Raw genomic sequence first — 17,493 nt, forward strand, 5'->3', positions numbered from 1 at the left:
CAACTTACGACGACGACGGCGCCCCGCTCGCTGTTGTCGTTGGCCGGTTCGCGCGCCAATCAGTCGCAGAAATAGCGAATTGGCGGTAGAAGGTCTTGGTTGTGAGGAAGGTATCTTCCGTTCCTCGTCCCGTCTCCTGCATGCCAAGCCGCTGGAGTATGCGTAACGATTTTTCATTGGCAGCCAATGCTTCGGCCCAGATTTCCTTCAGATGGAGCTTTTCAAAGCCGAAGTCCAGCGCGGCGGCGGCTGCGCTGCTTCCGAGGCCTTGGCCCCAGTCAACGCGATTGCCGATCACATAACCAAGCTCGCGCCGTTGCGGGTCTGTTCCGTGCAGGTCCACGTAGCCGAGGAGTATCCCGTCGCGGACTACGCCAAGCCGGAGAAGTTCGGACGGTGGCTGGATAATGATTCGGGCCCAGAACTGTTCACGTTCTGGCCTCGCGGTGCCAGGTGTCCATTCAGCTTCGGCACAGAAGACTGGGTCATCGCCCCACCTGGAAATCATTTCGGCGTCGTCAGCCACGAGCGGACGAAGGGTCACTCCAGTGATTGAGTTCACAGACAGATCATATGACGCGGTTTTGTGGATGGCCTTTCCATCCAACGTATTCATTTAGTCAGGAGTCAATCGGTGCTGTCCGTAGTTTTGTCCGAGGCAGCTGTTTGGAGACTCCGCGCCAAACCCGGTACCGCAGCCAGTGAGAAGTAGCAGGGCTGCGGTGAACTGGGCCAAACGCACGAAATCTGGAAGTCAGCCGAGGCCTTTCATAGGCCATTGCCTCGGCTATGCAAGCACTTTACGGCGCAAGCAGGTTCTTCACACTACGAAACCTCTGATGCTCCCAAATCTTGACCGTCAGCCGCCACGTCAGCAGCATCTCGGATCTTCGCGAAAAGCAGCATGTCGCGTCGTTCCCCCGCGATCTCCTGATGGCTTCTGAGGAGACCTTCGCGCTCGTAACCAACCCGGTCAGCGGTTCTCACGGAGGCCTTGTTCCAAGGTTCGATCAACAGTTCGATCCTGTGCAGGGGCTCGATTGCCCAACCAAATTCTGTCAGCGCGCTGAGGGCATCTGACGCCACACCGCGTCCCCGAAAAGCGGGTACAACGCCATAACCTGCCTGAGCCCGTCCCTTATCCAACTCTCGGATGGTCAGCCCGATGAAGCCCAGGCATGCGTCCGTTTTCCGGTCGGCGATGGCGAAAGAGAAGCCGATGCCGTCGTCGTACCTTTGCCGTTGGCGTTTCAACCAGTCGAGGGCCTGCCCCTGCGATGCGCAGGCCGGCAAAGTGCCGATGTGCGGAACGTACGGATCGAGCGAAAGTGCGACGACGGCGTGCACGTCCTCCGGTTCGAACTGCCGCAGGACAATGCCACCCGCAGCGGGGTCAACCTCCGGCCAGGAAGGAACAGAACCGTTCATCCTCGAAGTCTGCCAGCAACCACAGCCCGCGCTCACCCCCGACTCAACCGGCGGACCCGCTCCGCCACCCAGTCGATCTCGCCGGCCAGCAGCTCCAATGCAGTACCTACCGGCTCATACCCGAGACGGGCCGAGGCCGTTGTGTCCAACACGACCGGATGCCGTTGCATCCACGGATGATTGCCCTCGTCGGGGTGGGGCTCGGACTGATGAAGGGTGGCGAGACGTGAGGAGTCCCGGTGGGAGGAGTCCAACAGCTTAAGCCCACCTGACCACTCCAGCCGCTCACCAATCGCGCGGACTATCTGTTCGGCGGATGGAGCGTCCGGATCGGCACTGTTGAGGACGCGCTGTCCGGGCTGCCCAGCCACAGTCTCAATCAGTGCCGCCGTGTTTGCTGCAGCCGTCAAATGGTCAATCGGGCCCGCCTCAGCCAGCTTGATCGAAGCCTCGCCACGCAGCATTGCCTCCACAAACGATTCAGTACGGGCATTGCGAGCCCACCTGCCTTGAACCTTGGAGGGCCGGATGATCGTCACCGGCAAGCCGCTATCCAGTGCTGCAACCTCGGCTGCAACCTTGGAAGGTGCGTAGCCCTCGCGGGTGTAGGGATTGACGTCGTCGTTGGCGGGCTGCAACGTCGGGTTGGTTTCAGGAATCGGGACCGGAAACCGGGGCGGTTCGTCACCGTTGATGTGCTGACCGGACGGATCAACATAGACCGCCCTGGTCGAGATAAGAACCGGGCAACCAACTGACGACATCACAGGCAACAGCGCGCGTACGTGCGAGGCCTTGTACGCCAACAGGTCAACCAAAAGTTCGACGCCGTCCCCCACCAGCTGCCCGATGTCCGACACATCGCTCCGCTCAACCTGGTGAAACCGCACGCCCGCCGCAGCCAGCTCGGGCGGCATCGCTCCAGCACCGCGACCCGTCACGTCCACGGCCCAACCCGACTCCGCCAACCTCAACGCCGTGGCGCCTCCGATAGCTCCGGTGCCTCCCAACACAACAGCACGCATGCGCTTCTCCCTATTCTTGAATTCCGCGACGGACGGCAAACGCCAGCGGTATATCCAACAACGCCACAACCACGCCGGTCAGGATGAACGTTTGCTGCAGGCCCGCCACCGCCGCAACCAAGCCTCCGGTTAAAGCCTCGAGAGGCAGGTTGATGTGGTTCACGGTCAGTCCCCCTGAGCTGGTTCAGTACGCACTCCGACCCTACTGGTAGCGGTTGGGACCTCCGAATCAGGTAGCTGCCGACGAAGCCCAACACGGTAGGGTTCGATGCAACTGAACCAGCGCACACGGAAGGCCCGCCATGCCCAACGAAGCCGTACAACCCACTGACCCGCGGCCACTCGGCGGGACGGGCCTGAAAGCAAGTCCCATCACGCTCGGCACCTCCTTTCTTGGTGCCGGCACCAGCCAGGGAAGCCAGGAAGAGGCCGACGCCGTCGAGCTCGCCACTGCCATGCTGCACGGACCGTACGCACTGGTCGACACCTCGAACAACTACGCAAAAGGCAGAAGCGAAGCGGTGTTGGGGCTTGCCCGCACGCAGAACGGCACGGCTCCAGGGCGCGACGTCGTCACCAAGACGGACGCAGACTCCGACACTGGACGCTTCGACCGTGACCGCGTCCGCCGCTCGTTCGAGGAAAGCTGTGAACGCCTCGGCGTTGACAGGATCAGCTTGCTGCACCTCCACGACCCGTACTCGGTCACCTTCGAAGAAGCTGCAGGGCGCGGCGGAGCCATCGAGGGAATGACCGAACTCAAGGACGAAGGGCTGGTCGACGCCATCGGTATCGCCGCCGGCACAGTGAGCCTGATGCGCCAGTTCGTCAGTACCGGCGCGTTCGATGTGCTGCTCACCCACAACCGCTTCACCCTCGTTGACCGCAGTGCCACACCCCTGATCGAAGATGCCGTCCAACGCGGCATGGGAGTCTTCAATGCCGCTCCCTTTGGCGGCGGACTGCTGGCACGCGGTTCAGCAAGCGGCGCCAATTACGCCTACACGGACAATCCGCCCGAACTGCTCGCCTGGGTGGCACAGGTGGAAGGGCTATGCAGCGAACACGGCATCGACCTCCCGACCGCCGCGCTCCACTTCTCGCTCGGTTCACCGCTGGTCGACTCGACAGTCGTCGGGATCTCGTCGACCAAACGCATCGCAGAACTGGAGCGGATGCGCACCACCGAGGTGCCGCCGTCGTTCTGGGAAGACTTCGAAAAGCTGGGCACGCCGCCCAGCAACATCAAAGACTGACGGCATCACCGACTGACAGCGCCACGGACAAACCGCCTCAGCTCGTATTCCGAACAGGAGCCTCGATGCCCGGATACTGGGAGACCTTTACACCTGGTGTTGGTCGCCGCACACCGCGCGCCGACGCCGTCAGTGATTCCCGCCGCATCACCCTGAATGGAGCCTGGCGCTTCCGACTGTCGCCCACGGCCGCCGGTACGGGCACGGCTTTCATCGAGTCGGGGTTCGACGACGGTAGCTGGGACCGCGTAGACGTCCCGTCCCATTGGGTACTGGAGCAGGTCACCCCGCTGGCTGGCGGCCAACCCCGCTCCCTTCTAGGAACCGCGGAGGGGCCGCTCTACACAAACACCGCCTTGCCGATACCGCTTGATCCACCTCGTGTGCCAACCGAAAACCCAACTGGCGACTACCGCCTCGAGTTCACCGTCCCAGCGGACTGGACCGGCGGGGTGCTCCGGTTCCAGGGAGTGGATTCCTGTGCGAAGGTCTGGTTGAACGGCGAGGAACTGGGGTTTTCGACCGGCAGCCGCTTACCCTTCGAGTTTGACGCCCCCGTCCATAGCGGTGAGAACGTCCTCGCGGTCAGGGTTCATCGCTGGTCGAGCGGCACATATCTGGAAGACCAGGACATGTGGTGGCTCCCGGGCATTTTCCGGGATGTCGAGCTGCTGGAGCGTCCAACAGGCGCTATCGACGACCACTTTATCCACGCCGGCTACGACGCCGAGACCGGCCTTGGAACCCTTCGTATCGACACTACCGCGCCGGCCACCATCGAGATTCCGGAACTCGGCATCAGCACGGTCGCCGGGAAAACCGTCACAGTGCCGGTGGAACCCTGGAGCGCCGAGTCACCGCGCCTGTACTCCGGGACGTTGCAATCAGACGGAGAGACGATCCATCTGCGGGTCGGCTTCCGGACCGTCAGCATCGTCAACGGCGAACTGCTGGTGAACGGCCGGAAGGTCTTCTTCCGCGGGGTGAACCGGCACGAACACCACCCTGACACCGGCCGCACCCAAGACCGCGACACTATGATCCGCGACATCGTGATGATGAAGCAGAACAACATCAATGCCGTCCGTACCAGCCACTACCCGCCCCACCCCGAGTTCCTCCGCCTCTGCGACGAGTATGGGCTCTGGGTAGTCGAGGAGTGCGATCTCGAAACGCACGGTTTTATCTACTCCGGCTGGGAAGGCAATCCGCCCGCTGATCCGCGGTGGCTCCCGGCCATGCTCGACCGGATCCGGCGCATGGTGGAGCGGGACAAGAACCGCCCGAGCGTCGTCGTCTGGTCGATGGCCAATGAGAGTTGGGTCGGTGAGAATTTCGGCGCTCTTGAGATCTGGCTCCGCGACCGCGATCCGTCGCGGCCCATCCACTACGAACGTGATCCCAGCTATCGCAACTCGGACTTCGCGTCCCTCATGTACCCCTCGCTTGAGTTACTTGAACAGATTGGCCGCGGTGAAGATCCGCGCCCGGAGGCAGTGAACGACGACGACGACGCCCGCCGGCGCTCCCTCCCGTTCCTCATGTGCGAATACGCCCACGCGATGGGTAACGGCCCGGGATCACTCAGCGATTACCATCGCATCCTCAAGGCCCATAAGCGGTTCTGTGGGGGATTCGTCTGGGAGTGGATCGACCACGGCTTCAACCATCAGGATGATCGCGGCAATGAGTTCATCATGCACGGCTCTGACGTCCCGTACCGCCCCAACGGGGCGCGCTACTGCCTGGACGGGCTGGTTTTCTCGGACCGTTCGGCGACGCCGGGCCTCGCTGAGCTCAAGGCGGCGGTGCAGCCGGTCATGATGACCGTCGGCGATTCAATCGAAATCCTCAACGATTACGACACCCTCTCACTCGATCACCTCACGTTCCACTGGCACCTCACCGTCGACGGCGAGGAGAAGGCATCCGGTTCCCTTGACGTTCCGCGGGTGGTCGCAGGGGGCACGGTTACTGTGCCGCGCCCGGTGCTGAACACCGACGGCGTGGGGGAGTGGTGGCTTACTATTGAGGCGGTCCTCGCAAGGGACGTCGACTGGGCGCCGGCTGGACACCTGGTGGCACGGTCGCAGGGCCTGGTTGCCCATCAAAGCCTGCCCCGGAGCAGCCCGTCCAGATACCCAGTACACGACGACGGCGCACTCCGGCTCGGCGACGCGGCATTCGATTCGACCGGCAAGCTCAGCCGGTTCGGGCCGCTGCAACTCGATGGACCAACCCTCGATGTTTACCGCGCCCCCACCGAGAATGACCGTGGACAGGGCGGGCGGAATAACCTGGCGGGCGTGTGGCTCGCGGTCGGAATCGACCGCATGCTGCACCGCACTGACGCCGTCGAGGTGCTTCAGGACCGCATCAGGGTACGGAGCCGCTTAGCTGCGGCGACCCATCCACACGCGGTTGAGTACCAGTTCGACTGGACCGCAGATGATGCTTCCCTGCTACTCGAAGTCAACGTCGAGTTCACTGGCCCGTGGTCCGACACGCCCTACCAACACCGGGATGTCGTGTTGCCCCGGCTGGGGCTGCGGCTCGGTCTACCGGGGGAATACCGTTATGCCCAATGGTTTGGACGGGGGCCGGGTGAATCTTACATCGACTCCCAGGAGGCTGCCGCAGTCGGTCGTTTCTCCTCGACCATCGACGATCTGCAGGTGCACTACCCGGTCCCGCAGGAGAACGGCAATCATTTGGATACCCGCTGGCTGGAACTGTCCGGAGAGAACCACCCGACACTGCGCATCGAAGGTGACCCGGTTTTCGGCTTCACCGCACGCCGGTGGACGAGCGAAGAGCTTGAGGTCGCGCGCCGCCCCTACCAGCTGGCTGATTCCGGCCGGGTGTGGCTGAACGTGGACCATACACAGTTGGGAATCGGTTCGGCTGCCTGCGGCCCGGCGCTTCCCGAGGAATACCGCATCCCCCGCGAGGGAACCACCTGGCGCGTCCGGTTTTCGATCTGACTTCCCGGGCCGCGCTAAACCGCAGCTGAGCGCAGCGCCCGGATACGCTCGAACAGGTCCACCGGACCCACCTGGCCGCCCTTCAGCAAAACCTCCACGCCGTCGAGCCACTCGTTCCGGGAGGCGACCGCGCAGACAACAACGTTGCCTATCGGGTTCGCCGCAATCGTCAGCGACCGGGCTCCGAGGAGGCCAACCACCCTGCTCGAGGTATCACCGCCGCAGATGATCACGCGTCGGGTGGCTCCGGCACGAAGAGCAGATTCGACGACGGCGGCGAGCCGGGCCGCGATGACAGCCACCAGATCGGTGTCCACAGGGGAAGTATTCAAACCTGCGTCGTAGTTTGCGTCCGCCCCGGTGGTCACTACGACACTGCGTCCCGCTGCCAGTTCACTCAGCACGATGTCGGCAACTTGGGAATCGAACGGCTTATCCTCGAGCCGCAGCACAACTTCGGTCCATCCCTGGCGGACGGCTTCCCCCACCTGCCGGTTGGTTTGCGGCGATCGGCTGCCTGAAACCGCGAGGGTCGGGCCGTCGTCGTTCAGGTCCGCATCGACGGCCGCTCCCGTGGAAGCGGGCAGCGCCCGGGCGATACCCCTGCTCAACCCACCGGACCCAACGATAAATCTCGGGAGGCCTGAAAGCTCAGTAACCACCGCTTCGCCAATAAGGGTGATGTGCTGATCGGAGAGCGCATCGAGCACCACTGCAGCCTCCGGACGCTGTTTAAGTTCACGAGCCAGGCCGGCGCCGTCGGAGTACTCCGTAAAATGCAGGCTGCCGATCGGCAGGTGGGTCTGCCTGGAGAGGTGCTTCGCCAGTTCGGACTCGTGCATGGGCGTCACCGGATGATGGGACATGGTGGGCTGCCGGTCCAGGCGGTACACCACGCCGTCGTCGGCCGCGAAATGGTGTCCAAAGCTTGTGTAGCGGCCAAAATCAGGCTGCGCGAAAAGCACGGGAACAGAGCAGGCGTGGGAGAAAAGCTCTCGGGCCACCTCGATCACCCGGCCAATGTTTCCCACCTCCGGTGAGGAATCCGCCGTCGAACATACCTTGTACTGAATGATGTGGGGCTTGAGAAGGGCGAGGGATTCAAGCGCTGGCCGCACCTCGCTGGCAAGCCGCTCCATCGGGAGGGAGCGGGAAATTCCCGCTATCCCAACGGCGTCGGACTCCTTCGCTGCCCTCTCCAGTTCGCCCTGGTCCGGAAGTCCGAGGAACAGGCGGCTCCGCCAGCCCTCACGCATTGTCTGCAGGAGAACGTCAACGCTGCCGGTGAAGTCGTCTCCGTAGAACGCAAGCCGTAGATCAGGCACGCGGAGTACCGAAGATCTCCGCCGCACGGCGGAACGCGGCCGAGGATTCCAGTGCGCTCTCAACCGTTTCACCCCGCTCTGCCGAATCCCAGGCGGCCCGCATGCTGCCTACTCCAGCAGAGGCACCATCCGGGTGGCCGTGAATGCCGCCGCCGGCCAACACCAGTACATCTGTCGTACCGATTGCGGCATGAGTCGCATGGGCCAGCCCTGCCCACTGGCCGGAAGACAAGACCGGCACCGTGGGAAGTTGGCCGAGCAGCGGCTCACGCACCGCTTGGATTGAATCGAGCACTTCGGCGTCGCTCTCATAGAACTTGTTGCTGATGCCGTTGGTATGCAGATGATCGACGCCGGAAAGGCGCGCCATTTTCTGCCAGGCCCGGAATGAGAAACCCAGCTGCGCGGACCGGCTCACTGCACCGAACATGGCACGGTGACCGTGAATGGGAACCGTCGAGTGACGGCGCAGGTATTCGACTCCCGCCAGGCCGATCATGTTGATGCACGCCATCACACAGGTTCCGCCCGCTTCTACAACAAGGTCATGGTTCGCCTCGAGACGACCGATGTCATCAGTGATGTTGAAAGCGTACATGGGCAACACTCCGGTGCGGTCGGCGTGCCGCTCAAGTACCGGCATCACCGCCCTGACACGCTCGGCCAGCGGAGCGAGGGGTCCGTTCCCCTGCAGCTCATCGTCCTTGATGAAGTCCACTCCTGCGTCCACCAGTTCGGCCACCACTTCGGCAAGTTCCTGTGGGGAGAGGCCGATACTGGGTTTAACTATTGTGCCGATCATGGCCCCCGAAGGACGGGACATGAGCCGACGGGTGCCTTCCACACCGAACTGAGGGCCGGGATACCGCTCCGCGAAGGCAGGAGGAAGGTCAAGGTCAACCAACTTGATGGCCGCTAGCTCCTTGATCTCAAACAGATTCCCCGCAACAGCCGCCTGCAGGTTGGGCAGGGAAGGTCCAAAGTTCGCCAATGGGAATCGAAGCTTGACCCGCGCGGCCCGACGCGAAACAGGATCACCCACAGATCCCGGCAGGCAGCTCGAACCGACCAACTCCACTTCCTTCAACTCTTCAACCTGTGCAGCGAACTGCGCGCGCAGATCGTCGGATTCCCGCGCGACCTTGACGAAGGTGCCGGTGGATTGCTCTCCGGCCAGCACTTCCGCGGCCTGCTGCAGGTCAAGTGAAGTTTCGATGTAGTAAGTCGCGACAACATGCTGCGACAAGGATGACGGCGGTGAGGTGGTGGCCGATCCGGCAGAGGGCAGTGTCTGGGTCATTGTTTTCACCACACCAACGGCAGCCAGACGGACATTTCCGACGGCCCGCGGTTGCCCCACGCGAAGTAGGGGATCAGACGTACGGGGATGGTCTGGAGTGCACCTTCTTCCAGATCGGTGTAAAGCTCGGCGCGATCGCCGACCGGCAGGACAATCGCCTCACATTCGAGGGCCACGATACGGCGCCCCCCAAGCTCGGTCTCCACCGGCGTCGGTCTGACACCCCGTCGCAGCGCGACCTGTTCCAACCGGACGCCTTCGGGCAGGTCCTGGCCCTCGACGCAATAGACCAATGGGCCACGGGTAACGGCTACCTGATTGGAAATCTCCTCCGCGAGACGGTTCCCGCGCACAACCCTGACTTGCATCGGCAACGTCAGGGTGACTGTGTCGCCGTCTCTCCACTCCCGGGTGATCGTGGTGTAGCTGCCCGGTTCTGCAACCTCCACCGCTTCACCGTTGACCGTCAGGCCGGCACCGTCGCTCCAGACAGGGATGCGCAGCTTGAGCGGCAACCCGCCGCCTGCCGCTGCGGTGACTGTGAAATCCACACGCTCACCCCAGGGTTGGTCGGTTTCCTGGCGCAGCGTGAGGCTGCACCCGCCACGTTCGGCGGAGATCTCCGCACTACCGTAGAGGTGGATCCACAGGCCGTCGTCGGAGGTTGAAACCGCCCGCTCGTGCAACTGCGCTAGAACGCGGGCGATGTTCGGCGGGCAGCAGAAGCAGCTCAGATACTCCGCACGCAGACGGGCATCCGACGGCGGCGGGTCAGGTACCGGCCTCATTGCGGTTTCGCCGGGCATGCGAAGCGGGAACGGAAGGTCGCGGACCTGACGGAGTGGGTTCGTGTAGAAGAAGCGTTTTCCGTCAAGACTGATGCTGGCGAGCAGGCTGTTATATACGATGCGCTCAATGACCTCGGCGTACCGGGCATCACCGGTCAACGCCAGCATGCGTTCGCTCCAGAAAATCATGCCGATGTTCGCGCACGATTCGTTGTGCGCCGTCGTGTTCGGCAGCTGGAATGCACGTCCGTAGGCCTGGTGTACGCGGCTGATTTCGCGCTGCCACGGATTTCCATCCGGAGAGGCGCCGTCGTACAGGGCGCCACAACCACCGGTCAGGTAGAGCTTCGTGTCGACGACGTCGGCCCATAATCCCGCAAGAACATTTTCCAGTTCCGCGTCTCCGGTCTCAGATACGAGATCGGCAAGGCCGGCATAGAGGTAATTTGCGCGCACAGCGTGACCGGCTGCCACTCTCTGCTCCCGCACCGGTATGCGGTCCTGGTTGTCGTCCCCACCTGCGAAGTTGTCGCGTACGGCCACGAAAGCTTCGGCCAGGCGAAGGTAGCGTTCGTTGCCGGTTTCCCGGTAGAGGTCAATAACCCCCATGTAATGGGACGGGCAGATTGCGCTCCGGGCCAGTTCATCGGCGTGGTTCTCGGCAAGGTTCTCCAGGAAGCCTGCTGCTTTCTGTGCAGCGTCCAGCAGAACGGTGCTCCGCGTAACCCGGTGATGGCGGGCGCCGAGGGTCATCAGGTGGCCAAGGTTGTAGGTTTCGAAGTTATAGCGGTCCGCTAAAGCGGTTGCTGCCACTTCGTTGCGCTCCGCAATGGTGGTGGGGGTGTGAAGGTAACCGTCTTCCCGCTGGACCGAGGCTATCCGCTTGGCAATCTGCTCGAGTTCGGCTTCCAGGTCCGGGTTGGGTGCCGTTTCCAGCAGGCTGATTGCAGCCTCCAGCCATTTATAGAGATCGCCGTCCAGGAAAGGGGGGCCCTCGTGTTCGCCATCCGCTTCTCCGGATGCAATGAGGAAGTTGCGCCAGCCAGGACTGACCGCTGGATCGCTGAGTGATCGCCAGATACCAGGCACGGTTACCGCACGCGTCCGTTCGAGGGTGTCACCCCAGAAGCCCTGGGTCCAGGCAATATTCGGGGCTGCAAGCGCAGTGAGTACATCGCGTTGACGCGGCAATATATCTGTCTTCATGGCGTGTCGTCCTCATTGTCGATGATGTTCTCGGGTGGATGCCCGGGATGGCCATATGAGTATTCTCGCAAACTTGAATGAATATTCAAAACAGTCAGGAATCGTGATACGCTCAACTCGAACGCCGAACCTGAATATTCTCTCACTGGTGACTTAGAACACAATGGTGGAGAATGGCCAGGGGATGAAACGGTTCAACTGCACTCACCGGAAGCAGTCGTCAAGGAGGACGCCATGAAGACAACCCGAAGCCGCAAAATGATGGCAACGGCCTTTGTATTAGCCACGCTCACCCCGCTCGCCGCGTGCGGTGGTGGTGGTGGATCACAGGAAGCCGGAGAGGAAGCAGCCGCGGGCTCCGATCCCGAAACTTTCACCGTTCTTACTGCCAATGAGAACGCAGTTCTCGAAGAGCAGCTTGATGCACTTGCCGAAGGCGCCTGCGCCGCGGAGAACGAGGCCCTTCCGCTTGAGCACCAGAAGGTTGCTCAGGCTGACACTGTGCAGAAGGTAACCCTCCTTGCAGGTCAGGGTGCGCTGCCCGCCCACTTCATCGCCGGTACCGCTATGGTCCGCCCGGATGGGGACCTGGGCAGCAATGAACTGGTCCTTGATTACCAGTCCGCGCTGGAGGAACTCGGGGTCTGGGAGAACGTCCTCCCGGGCGCTGCCGAAACAGTGCAGAGCGTGTACGGCGGCATGGTGTCCCTGCCATACCAGTACAACATTGAAGGAATCTGGTACAACAAGCAGATCTTCGCCGACAACGGCATCGAGGAGCCACAGACCTGGGATGAGCTGGTTGAAGCCAACGCAACGCTTGCTGATGCGGGAGTCATTCCCACAACGCAGGCCGGTGCTGCAGGATGGCCCCTGACGCGACTCATGGGCATGCACATTTTCCGCAATGTCGGCCCGGACGCCTTCCAGAAAGTGCAGGACGGCAGCGCCAAGCTGACCGACCCCGAGTATGTAGCGGGTGCGCAGGCGCTCGCCGATATGGCTGCTGCCGGTCACTTTGGGGATGGATTCTCCACACGCGACCCTGACACTTCGACCAACCTTTTCCTGACCGGAGAAGCAGCCATGACCTATGACGGCAGTTGGCTGCTCGGCGCGATCAATGATCCGGAGCGCAACACCATCGGTGCAGAGAACGTTGGCTTCATGCCGTTCCCAGGCGTGGACGGCGGCGCGGGCTCCATCGAACAGTACGCCGCTAACGCCGGAGCCGCCATGGCGATGTCGGCAGAGCAGTACGGCCCGAAGGTAGGCGATTGGCTCTCCTGCATCTCCGAGAACTATGGTGCGCAGGCATTGCAGGAAGCAGGCGTCATCTCCGGTTTCAAAGTCAACGCGGAGGTCACAGAGGTTCCTGAGCCAACGGCAAATATCCAGGAGAAAATCACCGCGCTCGAGGAGCCGGTGCTCTGGTTCGAAGCCTTGATGGATCCCAAGAGCAACTCGCTCGCATCCACAAACGTCACCCTCCTCACAAGTGGCGAAATGTCACCTGAGGACTACATGGCCGCGCTTCAGGAAAGCATCGACGCCGCCAAGTAAATTCGTTCCGGCCAGGCTGTCCTCCGTGATGGCCTGGCCGGTTCCCGCGAAGAAAGGGTTTCAACCATGAACTCAGTGTTCGGGGATCGCAAGACGATCTTCATCCTGCTGGGGCCGGCGCTGCTGCTCTACACGCTGCTCAAGATCGTTCCGGTTGGTTGGTCCTTTGGGCTCTCCTTTTTCGAGGGCAATACGTTGCGCGGCTTCGAATTCGTGGGGTTTGACAACTTCACCACCTTCTTCACCGACCAGGCCGCACTGCAGTCGCTGGGTGTGAGCGTGATGTTCGCCATCACCGCAACCATCGGCCAGGTCATCCTCGGCTACCTGCTGGCCCTGTTGTACGTGTTCGTCCTGCGCAAGGGTTCTGCAATCCTCCGCACCATCGTGTTCTTCCCGGCCATCCTGCCCACAGTTGCTGTCGCTCTCCTTTTCAAGAGCTTCGTTGCGGTCGGTGAGAATCAGGGCCCGGTCAATGATCTTCTGAACCTCTTCGGCATGAACAGCGTGGAGTTCCTGGCTACCACCAGCGGCACTATGGCAACCGCCATCGTGATGACGCTGTGGGGTTCGATGGGTTTCTACGCGATCCTGCTTTATGCCGGTTTGCTGGACATCCCCGACGAGATCCTGGAGTCCGCGAAGCTCGACGGCGCCAGTGGATTGCGCCTGGTCCGGCACATTGTCCTTCCGCTATCCCTGCCCATCCTGTTGTCTTCGATCATTTTCAGCCTCAACGCGACGCTCAAGGTCTTCGACAGCCTGCTCGCACTGAATAACGGGGGGCCCGGAACATCGACCGCGCCGCTCACCCTGTACATGTACCGCACCGCCTTCGAATATGCGGAGTACGGCTACGGCAGCACCATAGCCCTCGTCCTGACCTTCCTATGCCTGGTATTCACACTCGGCATCTTCCGCTCGTCTCGTCGCAAGGTGGAGGACTAACATGACTGCCCATACAGCGGTTCGCAGTGCACCCGTAGCACCTGAGCGTCCGGTCCGGCAGAGTCCGGCGAAGCGCAGGGCAATGCGCTCCCTGAAGCGCCTACCCGTCTGGATCATGGTGACGGTGCTCGTCGTCGTCGTGCTCTATCCGCAGCTGTGGATGGTTCTCGGCTCCTTCAAGACGCAGGCCGAGTTTCTCTCGAATCCAGCGCTGTCCCTGCCCCAGCAGTGGGACTTCAGCAACTACACAACCGCGCTGACCAACGGCAACGTCGGCAAGAACTACCTCAACAGCATCGCGGTCACACTTCCCGCAGTGGCGCTCATCGTGCTGATCGGTGTCGCGGCGGGTTATGCGCTGGAAGTGATGATCTGGAAGGGCAGGAATGGGGTGCTGCTCTACATCCTTGCCGGCATCATGGTGCCCGGTCAGATGATCCTTGTTCCGCTTTTCACCATCTACTTCCGTGCTGGCCTGACCGACACGCTGTGGCCGCTGATCATCACCTACACGGTGATGGGACTGCCCCTCACCACGTTCCTGATGGCTGCCTACTTCCGTTCGGTTCCGCGGGAGATCTTCGAGGCAGCAACAGTTGACGGCTCAAGCCCGCTTCGCTCGTTCTTCGCGATCGGGCTGCCAATGATGCGAAACTCAATCCTTACCGTCGCCCTGGTTCAGTTCTTCAGCGTGTGGAATGACCTGCTGATCGCGTTGACGTTCACCACGCGTCCGGAGCTCGCCACTATTCAGGTCGGCTTGCTGAGCCTTAGCGACGAGTTCGGGTCAACCCAGTACGGCCCGCTTTTCGCAGCCGTCAGCATCAACATCGTGGTGCTATTGCTTGTATTCATATTCCTCAACAAGAAGATCATGGCCGGCATGGCTGCAGGATCGGTAAAGGGTTAGGGAACGCTCATGACTGAAAGTACCCGCGTAGCGTTGATCCATACCGGCGCGGTGGTGATCGAGCCGATCATGAACCTGGTGAAGCGGGAGCTCCCGGAGGTCACGGCCATCAACTACCTGGACGACAAGATTGTTGCTGACCTGGGCAACCTCAGGGTTTCCGCATCGGTTCCCCTGCGCGTTGCTGATCTGGCCAGGGCTGCACGGGAGGCTGGGGCGGAGGCGATCATGTTGAGCTGCTCCTCTATTTCAGAACTCGCAGCGCCTACGTCGTTGGAGGTGGGTATACCGGTCCTGCGCATTGATGAGGCTATGGCCGACGAAGCCGTTTTGACCGGCAACCGCATTACCGTGCTCGCCACCCTTGCGACCACGTGTGAACCTACCTCCCGTCTCATCCGTGAGCGCGCCGAACTCGTCGGCCGCACTCCGGAGCTGCGCAGCGTCGTGGTTGACGGCGCCTTCGCGGCTGTCGCCGCAGGGGACCGGGCGAAGCACGACCATAAGGTAGCCGAGGCAATCAGGGAGGCGGCGTCGTCGTCGGACGTTGTTGTTCTGGCTCAGGCATCAATGGCCAGCGCCGCCCAGATTGTGGAGGTCAAGGTACCTGTGCTGACCAGCCTGGAGTCCGGCGTCAGGCGTCTGCGGGAACTGCTTGAGTCTCTTCCCGTGCCCCGCTGACTTCTCCGTTCCCTCGACCGTGAACCTCGCCTTCACCGCCCGCCAGCGCTTTCGCTGTGTCAATGTCCGTGACCAGCACGTTGATCCATCCACCGGTCAGGGCGCCGAGAATGGGTTCACGCTTCCTCAACCCGCCCGCCACTCCGATGCGGCGGGGGATGGCGAGAAAGTCTTCGACCGGAATGGAAATGGTGCGGGACGCAAGGTCGCCGGTGACACTGGTACCGTCTGCGGTGAAAACGTGGTGGCAGATGTCGCCCACCGCCTTGGCCTCCGAGAGACGCTCAAGGTCCTCGGGAGAGAAGGCGTTTCCGCTTTCCGCGAGCAGCTCCGATGGCACAACGCTTCCTACGCCGACGATCGCCATCGAAAGTTCTTTCCAGCGGCGGGTCACTTCGGTGAGAGCGCTGTCCTTGAGCAGGCTGTCCCTGATCTCGCGGCTCGCGACGATGCCGGGCGCGGGAACGTAGATTGGTTCCGCCGCGAGCATCCGTGCAAACTCGCCAACCAGGCGCTGCGCCTGGTTCTGAACATCCGGTGTGCCGATTCCACCGAGGAGCTGCACTACTTCCGTGGCACCACGCACGGTGAACGGCCGCATACGGTCAATCATTGCCAGCAGGGTCTGGCTCCACGAGGCGATGCCGATACGGTCTCCGCCGCCAAGAGTGGCCTCAAGGTAGCTACCCGCCGCGGCGCCGAGCGCCGAGAGGACCACCCGTTCATCGTCGTCGCTTTCGATGTCAACGACCACAGCCTCGAGCAGCCCGAACTTCGCTTCCAGACGCTCCTCAAGGTCGGAGTGGACGCCAGGCGCGACCATCACCGTGGTGCGGACAATTCCCTGCGCGGCCGCACGCTTCAGCAGCCGGGACACCTTCGCCTGCGAAATGTTCAACGCAGATGCGATATCCGCCTGGCGGACGTTCCGCTCGTGGTACATCCGGGCAACCTTGGTCAGCAGGCGCACTTGGCCGTCAACGGGGTTGGTGTGGCGGGAGGGTTGCACGGTGCTCCGTTCGGCGGGCCCGACCCCAGCCGGTTCTTCACCACCGGACACCAGTCGAACCCCAGTCATTTCCGCCCTCATTGTATCATCATGCGAAGTTGATACTTTATGCAACCCATCCAACCGACCATTGAACCTATCGCAAGGAATCATATGCGCATCGCCGTAACGGGCAGCTCTGGCAAGCTCGGCAAGGCAACAGTCCACCGGCTGCTCGAAGACGGCCATGATGTTGTTGGGCTGGACCTCACCGGGCCGGCTGGGGCCCGGTTCACCAAAGTCGACCTCAGCGATTACGGACAAACGCTCGACAGTCTTCTCGGCGTGACCGCGCGCCATGAGGGACTGGACGCCGTGGTGCACCTCGCCGCGATTCCCGTGAACGGGCTTGTCCCCGACGCCGCCACTTTCCAGAACAATGTCATCGTGAGTTTCAACGTGGTCCACGCCGCAATGCGCGCCGGGATTCGGACCATCGTCACCGCCTCAAGCATCACCGCCATGGGTTTCCCCTTTGATGAACCGCCAGCCTTACTCCCGATCGACGAGGAAACCACCCGGGCCAACAACACCTACGGACTCGGCAAGGTTGCCGAGGAAGCGATGTGGGCGGAGCTGGTTCGCTGGGAGCAGGGGCTCAGCATCACCTCCCTGCGCTTCACGAATGTGGTGGGGGAGGGGGAGTACGGAACCTTCGAGCGCGCTTCCAGCCCTGATTACCGCCGCGACCTGCTCTTCAGTTACATTGACGCCCGGGATGGAGCCACCGCCGTTGCCCATGCGTTGAAGCACGCGGCACCCGGTTTCGAAGTGTACGACGTCGCTGCCCCCGACACCGGCAGCGCTATTCCGACGGCGGAGCTCGCCGCGCATCACTTTCCTGGCGTGCCCGTCCGCCCAGGGCTCGGGGAGTTTGAGACGTTGGTTTCCGTTGACAAGGCTCGTGACCGCCTTGGATTTGAAGCGAAGCATCTCTGGCGCGGGGAGTTCGCGGCGCAGCGAGACGAAGGCGTTACGGGCTAGCCTCCGTCTGGCGGATCTTACCCTTTCGCTCAAATGCTGCCATACTG

At 62.1% G+C, this 17,493-nt stretch carries 15 protein-coding genes; 7 read left to right on the plus strand and 8 right to left on the minus strand.

Features of this window, described 5'->3' with window-relative positions; translation table 11 throughout:
- Nucleotides 1-4 precede the first annotated feature (4 nt).
- The 4 genes from ACWA1U_RS06215 to ACWA1U_RS06230 form a co-directional block, all read right to left on the minus strand.
- Nucleotides 5-562: a GNAT family N-acetyltransferase gene (locus tag ACWA1U_RS06215; protein WP_463724474.1), complete on the minus strand. Its 558-nt coding sequence runs from the start codon at nucleotides 560-562 to the stop codon at nucleotides 5-7.
- 263 nt (nucleotides 563-825) lie between these two features.
- The gene (locus tag ACWA1U_RS06220) at nucleotides 826-1,428 is read right to left on the minus strand and encodes a GNAT family N-acetyltransferase (protein ID WP_463724475.1); all 603 of its coding nucleotides are present in this window, start codon (nucleotides 1,426-1,428) and stop codon (nucleotides 826-828) included.
- Nucleotides 1,429-1,460: 32 nt separating this feature from the next.
- Nucleotides 1,461-2,453, minus strand: coding sequence for a Rossmann-fold NAD(P)-binding domain-containing protein (locus ACWA1U_RS06225; RefSeq protein ID WP_463724476.1), 993 nt, complete (start codon nucleotides 2,451-2,453; stop codon nucleotides 1,461-1,463).
- A 10-nt stretch (nucleotides 2,454-2,463) separates the two neighbouring features.
- Nucleotides 2,464-2,616, minus strand: coding sequence for a hypothetical protein (locus ACWA1U_RS06230; protein ID WP_463724477.1), 153 nt, complete (start codon nucleotides 2,614-2,616; stop codon nucleotides 2,464-2,466).
- A 139-nt stretch (nucleotides 2,617-2,755) separates the two neighbouring features.
- On the opposite strand from ACWA1U_RS06230, the gene ACWA1U_RS06235 reads away from it, so the two are divergent.
- Together ACWA1U_RS06235 and ACWA1U_RS06240 are read left to right on the plus strand one after the other, a co-directional pair.
- A complete protein-coding gene (locus ACWA1U_RS06235) occupies nucleotides 2,756-3,709 on the plus strand; it encodes an aldo/keto reductase (RefSeq protein ID WP_463724478.1) in 954 nt (317 codons plus the stop codon).
- A gap of 65 nt (nucleotides 3,710-3,774) precedes the next feature.
- Entirely contained in the window at nucleotides 3,775-6,693 is a 2,919-nt protein-coding gene (locus ACWA1U_RS06240; RefSeq protein ID WP_463724479.1) for a glycoside hydrolase family 2 TIM barrel-domain containing protein, read from the plus strand.
- Between the two features lie 14 nt (nucleotides 6,694-6,707).
- Here the strand turns inward: ACWA1U_RS06240 and ACWA1U_RS06245 are convergent, their stop codons facing one another.
- Genes ACWA1U_RS06245 through ACWA1U_RS06255 form a run of 3 tightly spaced genes read right to left on the minus strand, consistent with a single transcriptional unit; the run spans nucleotide 6,708 to nucleotide 11,312 of the window.
- Nucleotides 6,708-8,018, minus strand: a complete 1,311-nt coding sequence (locus ACWA1U_RS06245) for a four-carbon acid sugar kinase family protein (RefSeq protein WP_463724480.1) — start codon at nucleotides 8,016-8,018, stop codon at nucleotides 6,708-6,710.
- Nucleotides 8,011-9,318: a RuBisCO large subunit C-terminal-like domain-containing protein gene (locus tag ACWA1U_RS06250; RefSeq protein ID WP_463724481.1), complete on the minus strand. Its 1,308-nt coding sequence runs from the start codon at nucleotides 9,316-9,318 to the stop codon at nucleotides 8,011-8,013. The genes ACWA1U_RS06245 and ACWA1U_RS06250 overlap by 8 nt, the downstream gene beginning before the upstream one ends.
- A gap of 5 nt (nucleotides 9,319-9,323) precedes the next feature.
- Complete coding sequence (locus ACWA1U_RS06255; protein WP_463724482.1) at nucleotides 9,324-11,312, minus strand: glycoside hydrolase family 127 protein; 1,989 nt, start codon at nucleotides 11,310-11,312, stop codon at nucleotides 9,324-9,326.
- 234 nt (nucleotides 11,313-11,546) lie between these two features.
- On the opposite strand from ACWA1U_RS06255, the gene ACWA1U_RS06260 reads away from it, so the two are divergent.
- The 4 genes from ACWA1U_RS06260 (at nucleotide 11,547) to ACWA1U_RS06275 (ending at nucleotide 15,414) form a co-directional block, all read left to right on the plus strand.
- A complete protein-coding gene (locus ACWA1U_RS06260; protein WP_463724483.1) occupies nucleotides 11,547-12,875 on the plus strand; it encodes an ABC transporter substrate-binding protein in 1,329 nt (442 codons plus the stop codon).
- A 66-nt stretch (nucleotides 12,876-12,941) separates the two neighbouring features.
- Nucleotides 12,942-13,823, plus strand: coding sequence for a carbohydrate ABC transporter permease (locus ACWA1U_RS06265; protein ID WP_463724484.1), 882 nt, complete (start codon nucleotides 12,942-12,944; stop codon nucleotides 13,821-13,823).
- 1 nt (nucleotide 13,824) lies between these two features.
- Entirely contained in the window at nucleotides 13,825-14,733 is a 909-nt protein-coding gene (locus tag ACWA1U_RS06270; RefSeq protein WP_463724485.1) for a carbohydrate ABC transporter permease, read from the plus strand.
- Between the two features lie 9 nt (nucleotides 14,734-14,742).
- On the plus strand, nucleotides 14,743-15,414 hold the full coding sequence (locus ACWA1U_RS06275) for an aspartate/glutamate racemase family protein (RefSeq protein WP_463724486.1): 672 nt from the start codon (nucleotides 14,743-14,745) through the stop codon (nucleotides 15,412-15,414).
- Here the strand turns inward: ACWA1U_RS06275 and ACWA1U_RS06280 are convergent.
- Nucleotides 15,368-16,492 carry a sugar-binding transcriptional regulator gene (locus tag ACWA1U_RS06280; protein ID WP_463724487.1) on the minus strand — a complete coding sequence of 375 codons (1,125 nt, stop codon included), beginning with the start codon at nucleotides 16,490-16,492 and terminating at the stop codon, nucleotides 15,368-15,370. The two genes, ACWA1U_RS06275 and ACWA1U_RS06280, sit on opposite strands and share 47 nt — an antisense overlap.
- An 84-nt stretch (nucleotides 16,493-16,576) precedes the next feature.
- Here ACWA1U_RS06280 and ACWA1U_RS06285 point away from each other — a divergent pair, with 84 nt between their 5' ends.
- Nucleotides 16,577-17,446: an NAD-dependent epimerase/dehydratase family protein gene (locus ACWA1U_RS06285; RefSeq protein WP_463724488.1), complete on the plus strand. Its 870-nt coding sequence runs from the start codon at nucleotides 16,577-16,579 to the stop codon at nucleotides 17,444-17,446.
- Nucleotides 17,447-17,493: the final 47 nt, after the last annotated feature.

The organism is Arthrobacter sp. TRD_SC_6 (assembly GCF_055361185.1).

Bases quoted from the DNA above. Each gene is read 5' to 3' on its own strand.
- ACWA1U_RS06225 (WP_463724476.1), bottom strand. From the start codon at position 2,453: ATGCGTGCTGTTGTGTTGGGAGGCACCGGAGCTATCGGAGGCGCCACG.
- ACWA1U_RS06250 (WP_463724481.1), bottom strand. From the start codon at position 9,318: ATGACCCAGACACTGCCCTCTGCCGGATCGGCCACCACCTCACCGCCG.
- ACWA1U_RS06270 (WP_463724485.1), top strand. From the start codon at position 13,825: ATGACTGCCCATACAGCGGTTCGCAGTGCACCCGTAGCACCTGAGCGT.
- ACWA1U_RS06265 (WP_463724484.1), top strand. From the start codon at position 12,942: ATGAACTCAGTGTTCGGGGATCGCAAGACGATCTTCATCCTGCTGGGG.
- ACWA1U_RS06260 (WP_463724483.1), top strand. From the start codon at position 11,547: ATGAAGACAACCCGAAGCCGCAAAATGATGGCAACGGCCTTTGTATTA.
- ACWA1U_RS06240 (WP_463724479.1), top strand. From the start codon at position 3,775: ATGCCCGGATACTGGGAGACCTTTACACCTGGTGTTGGTCGCCGCACA.
- ACWA1U_RS06275 (WP_463724486.1), top strand. From the start codon at position 14,743: ATGACTGAAAGTACCCGCGTAGCGTTGATCCATACCGGCGCGGTGGTG.
- ACWA1U_RS06235 (WP_463724478.1), top strand. From the start codon at position 2,756: ATGCCCAACGAAGCCGTACAACCCACTGACCCGCGGCCACTCGGCGGG.
- ACWA1U_RS06280 (WP_463724487.1), bottom strand. From the start codon at position 16,492: ATGACTGGGGTTCGACTGGTGTCCGGTGGTGAAGAACCGGCTGGGGTC.
- ACWA1U_RS06220 (WP_463724475.1), bottom strand. From the start codon at position 1,428: ATGAACGGTTCTGTTCCTTCCTGGCCGGAGGTTGACCCCGCTGCGGGT.
- ACWA1U_RS06285 (WP_463724488.1), top strand. From the start codon at position 16,577: ATGCGCATCGCCGTAACGGGCAGCTCTGGCAAGCTCGGCAAGGCAACA.
- ACWA1U_RS06255 (WP_463724482.1), bottom strand. From the start codon at position 11,312: ATGAAGACAGATATATTGCCGCGTCAACGCGATGTACTCACTGCGCTT.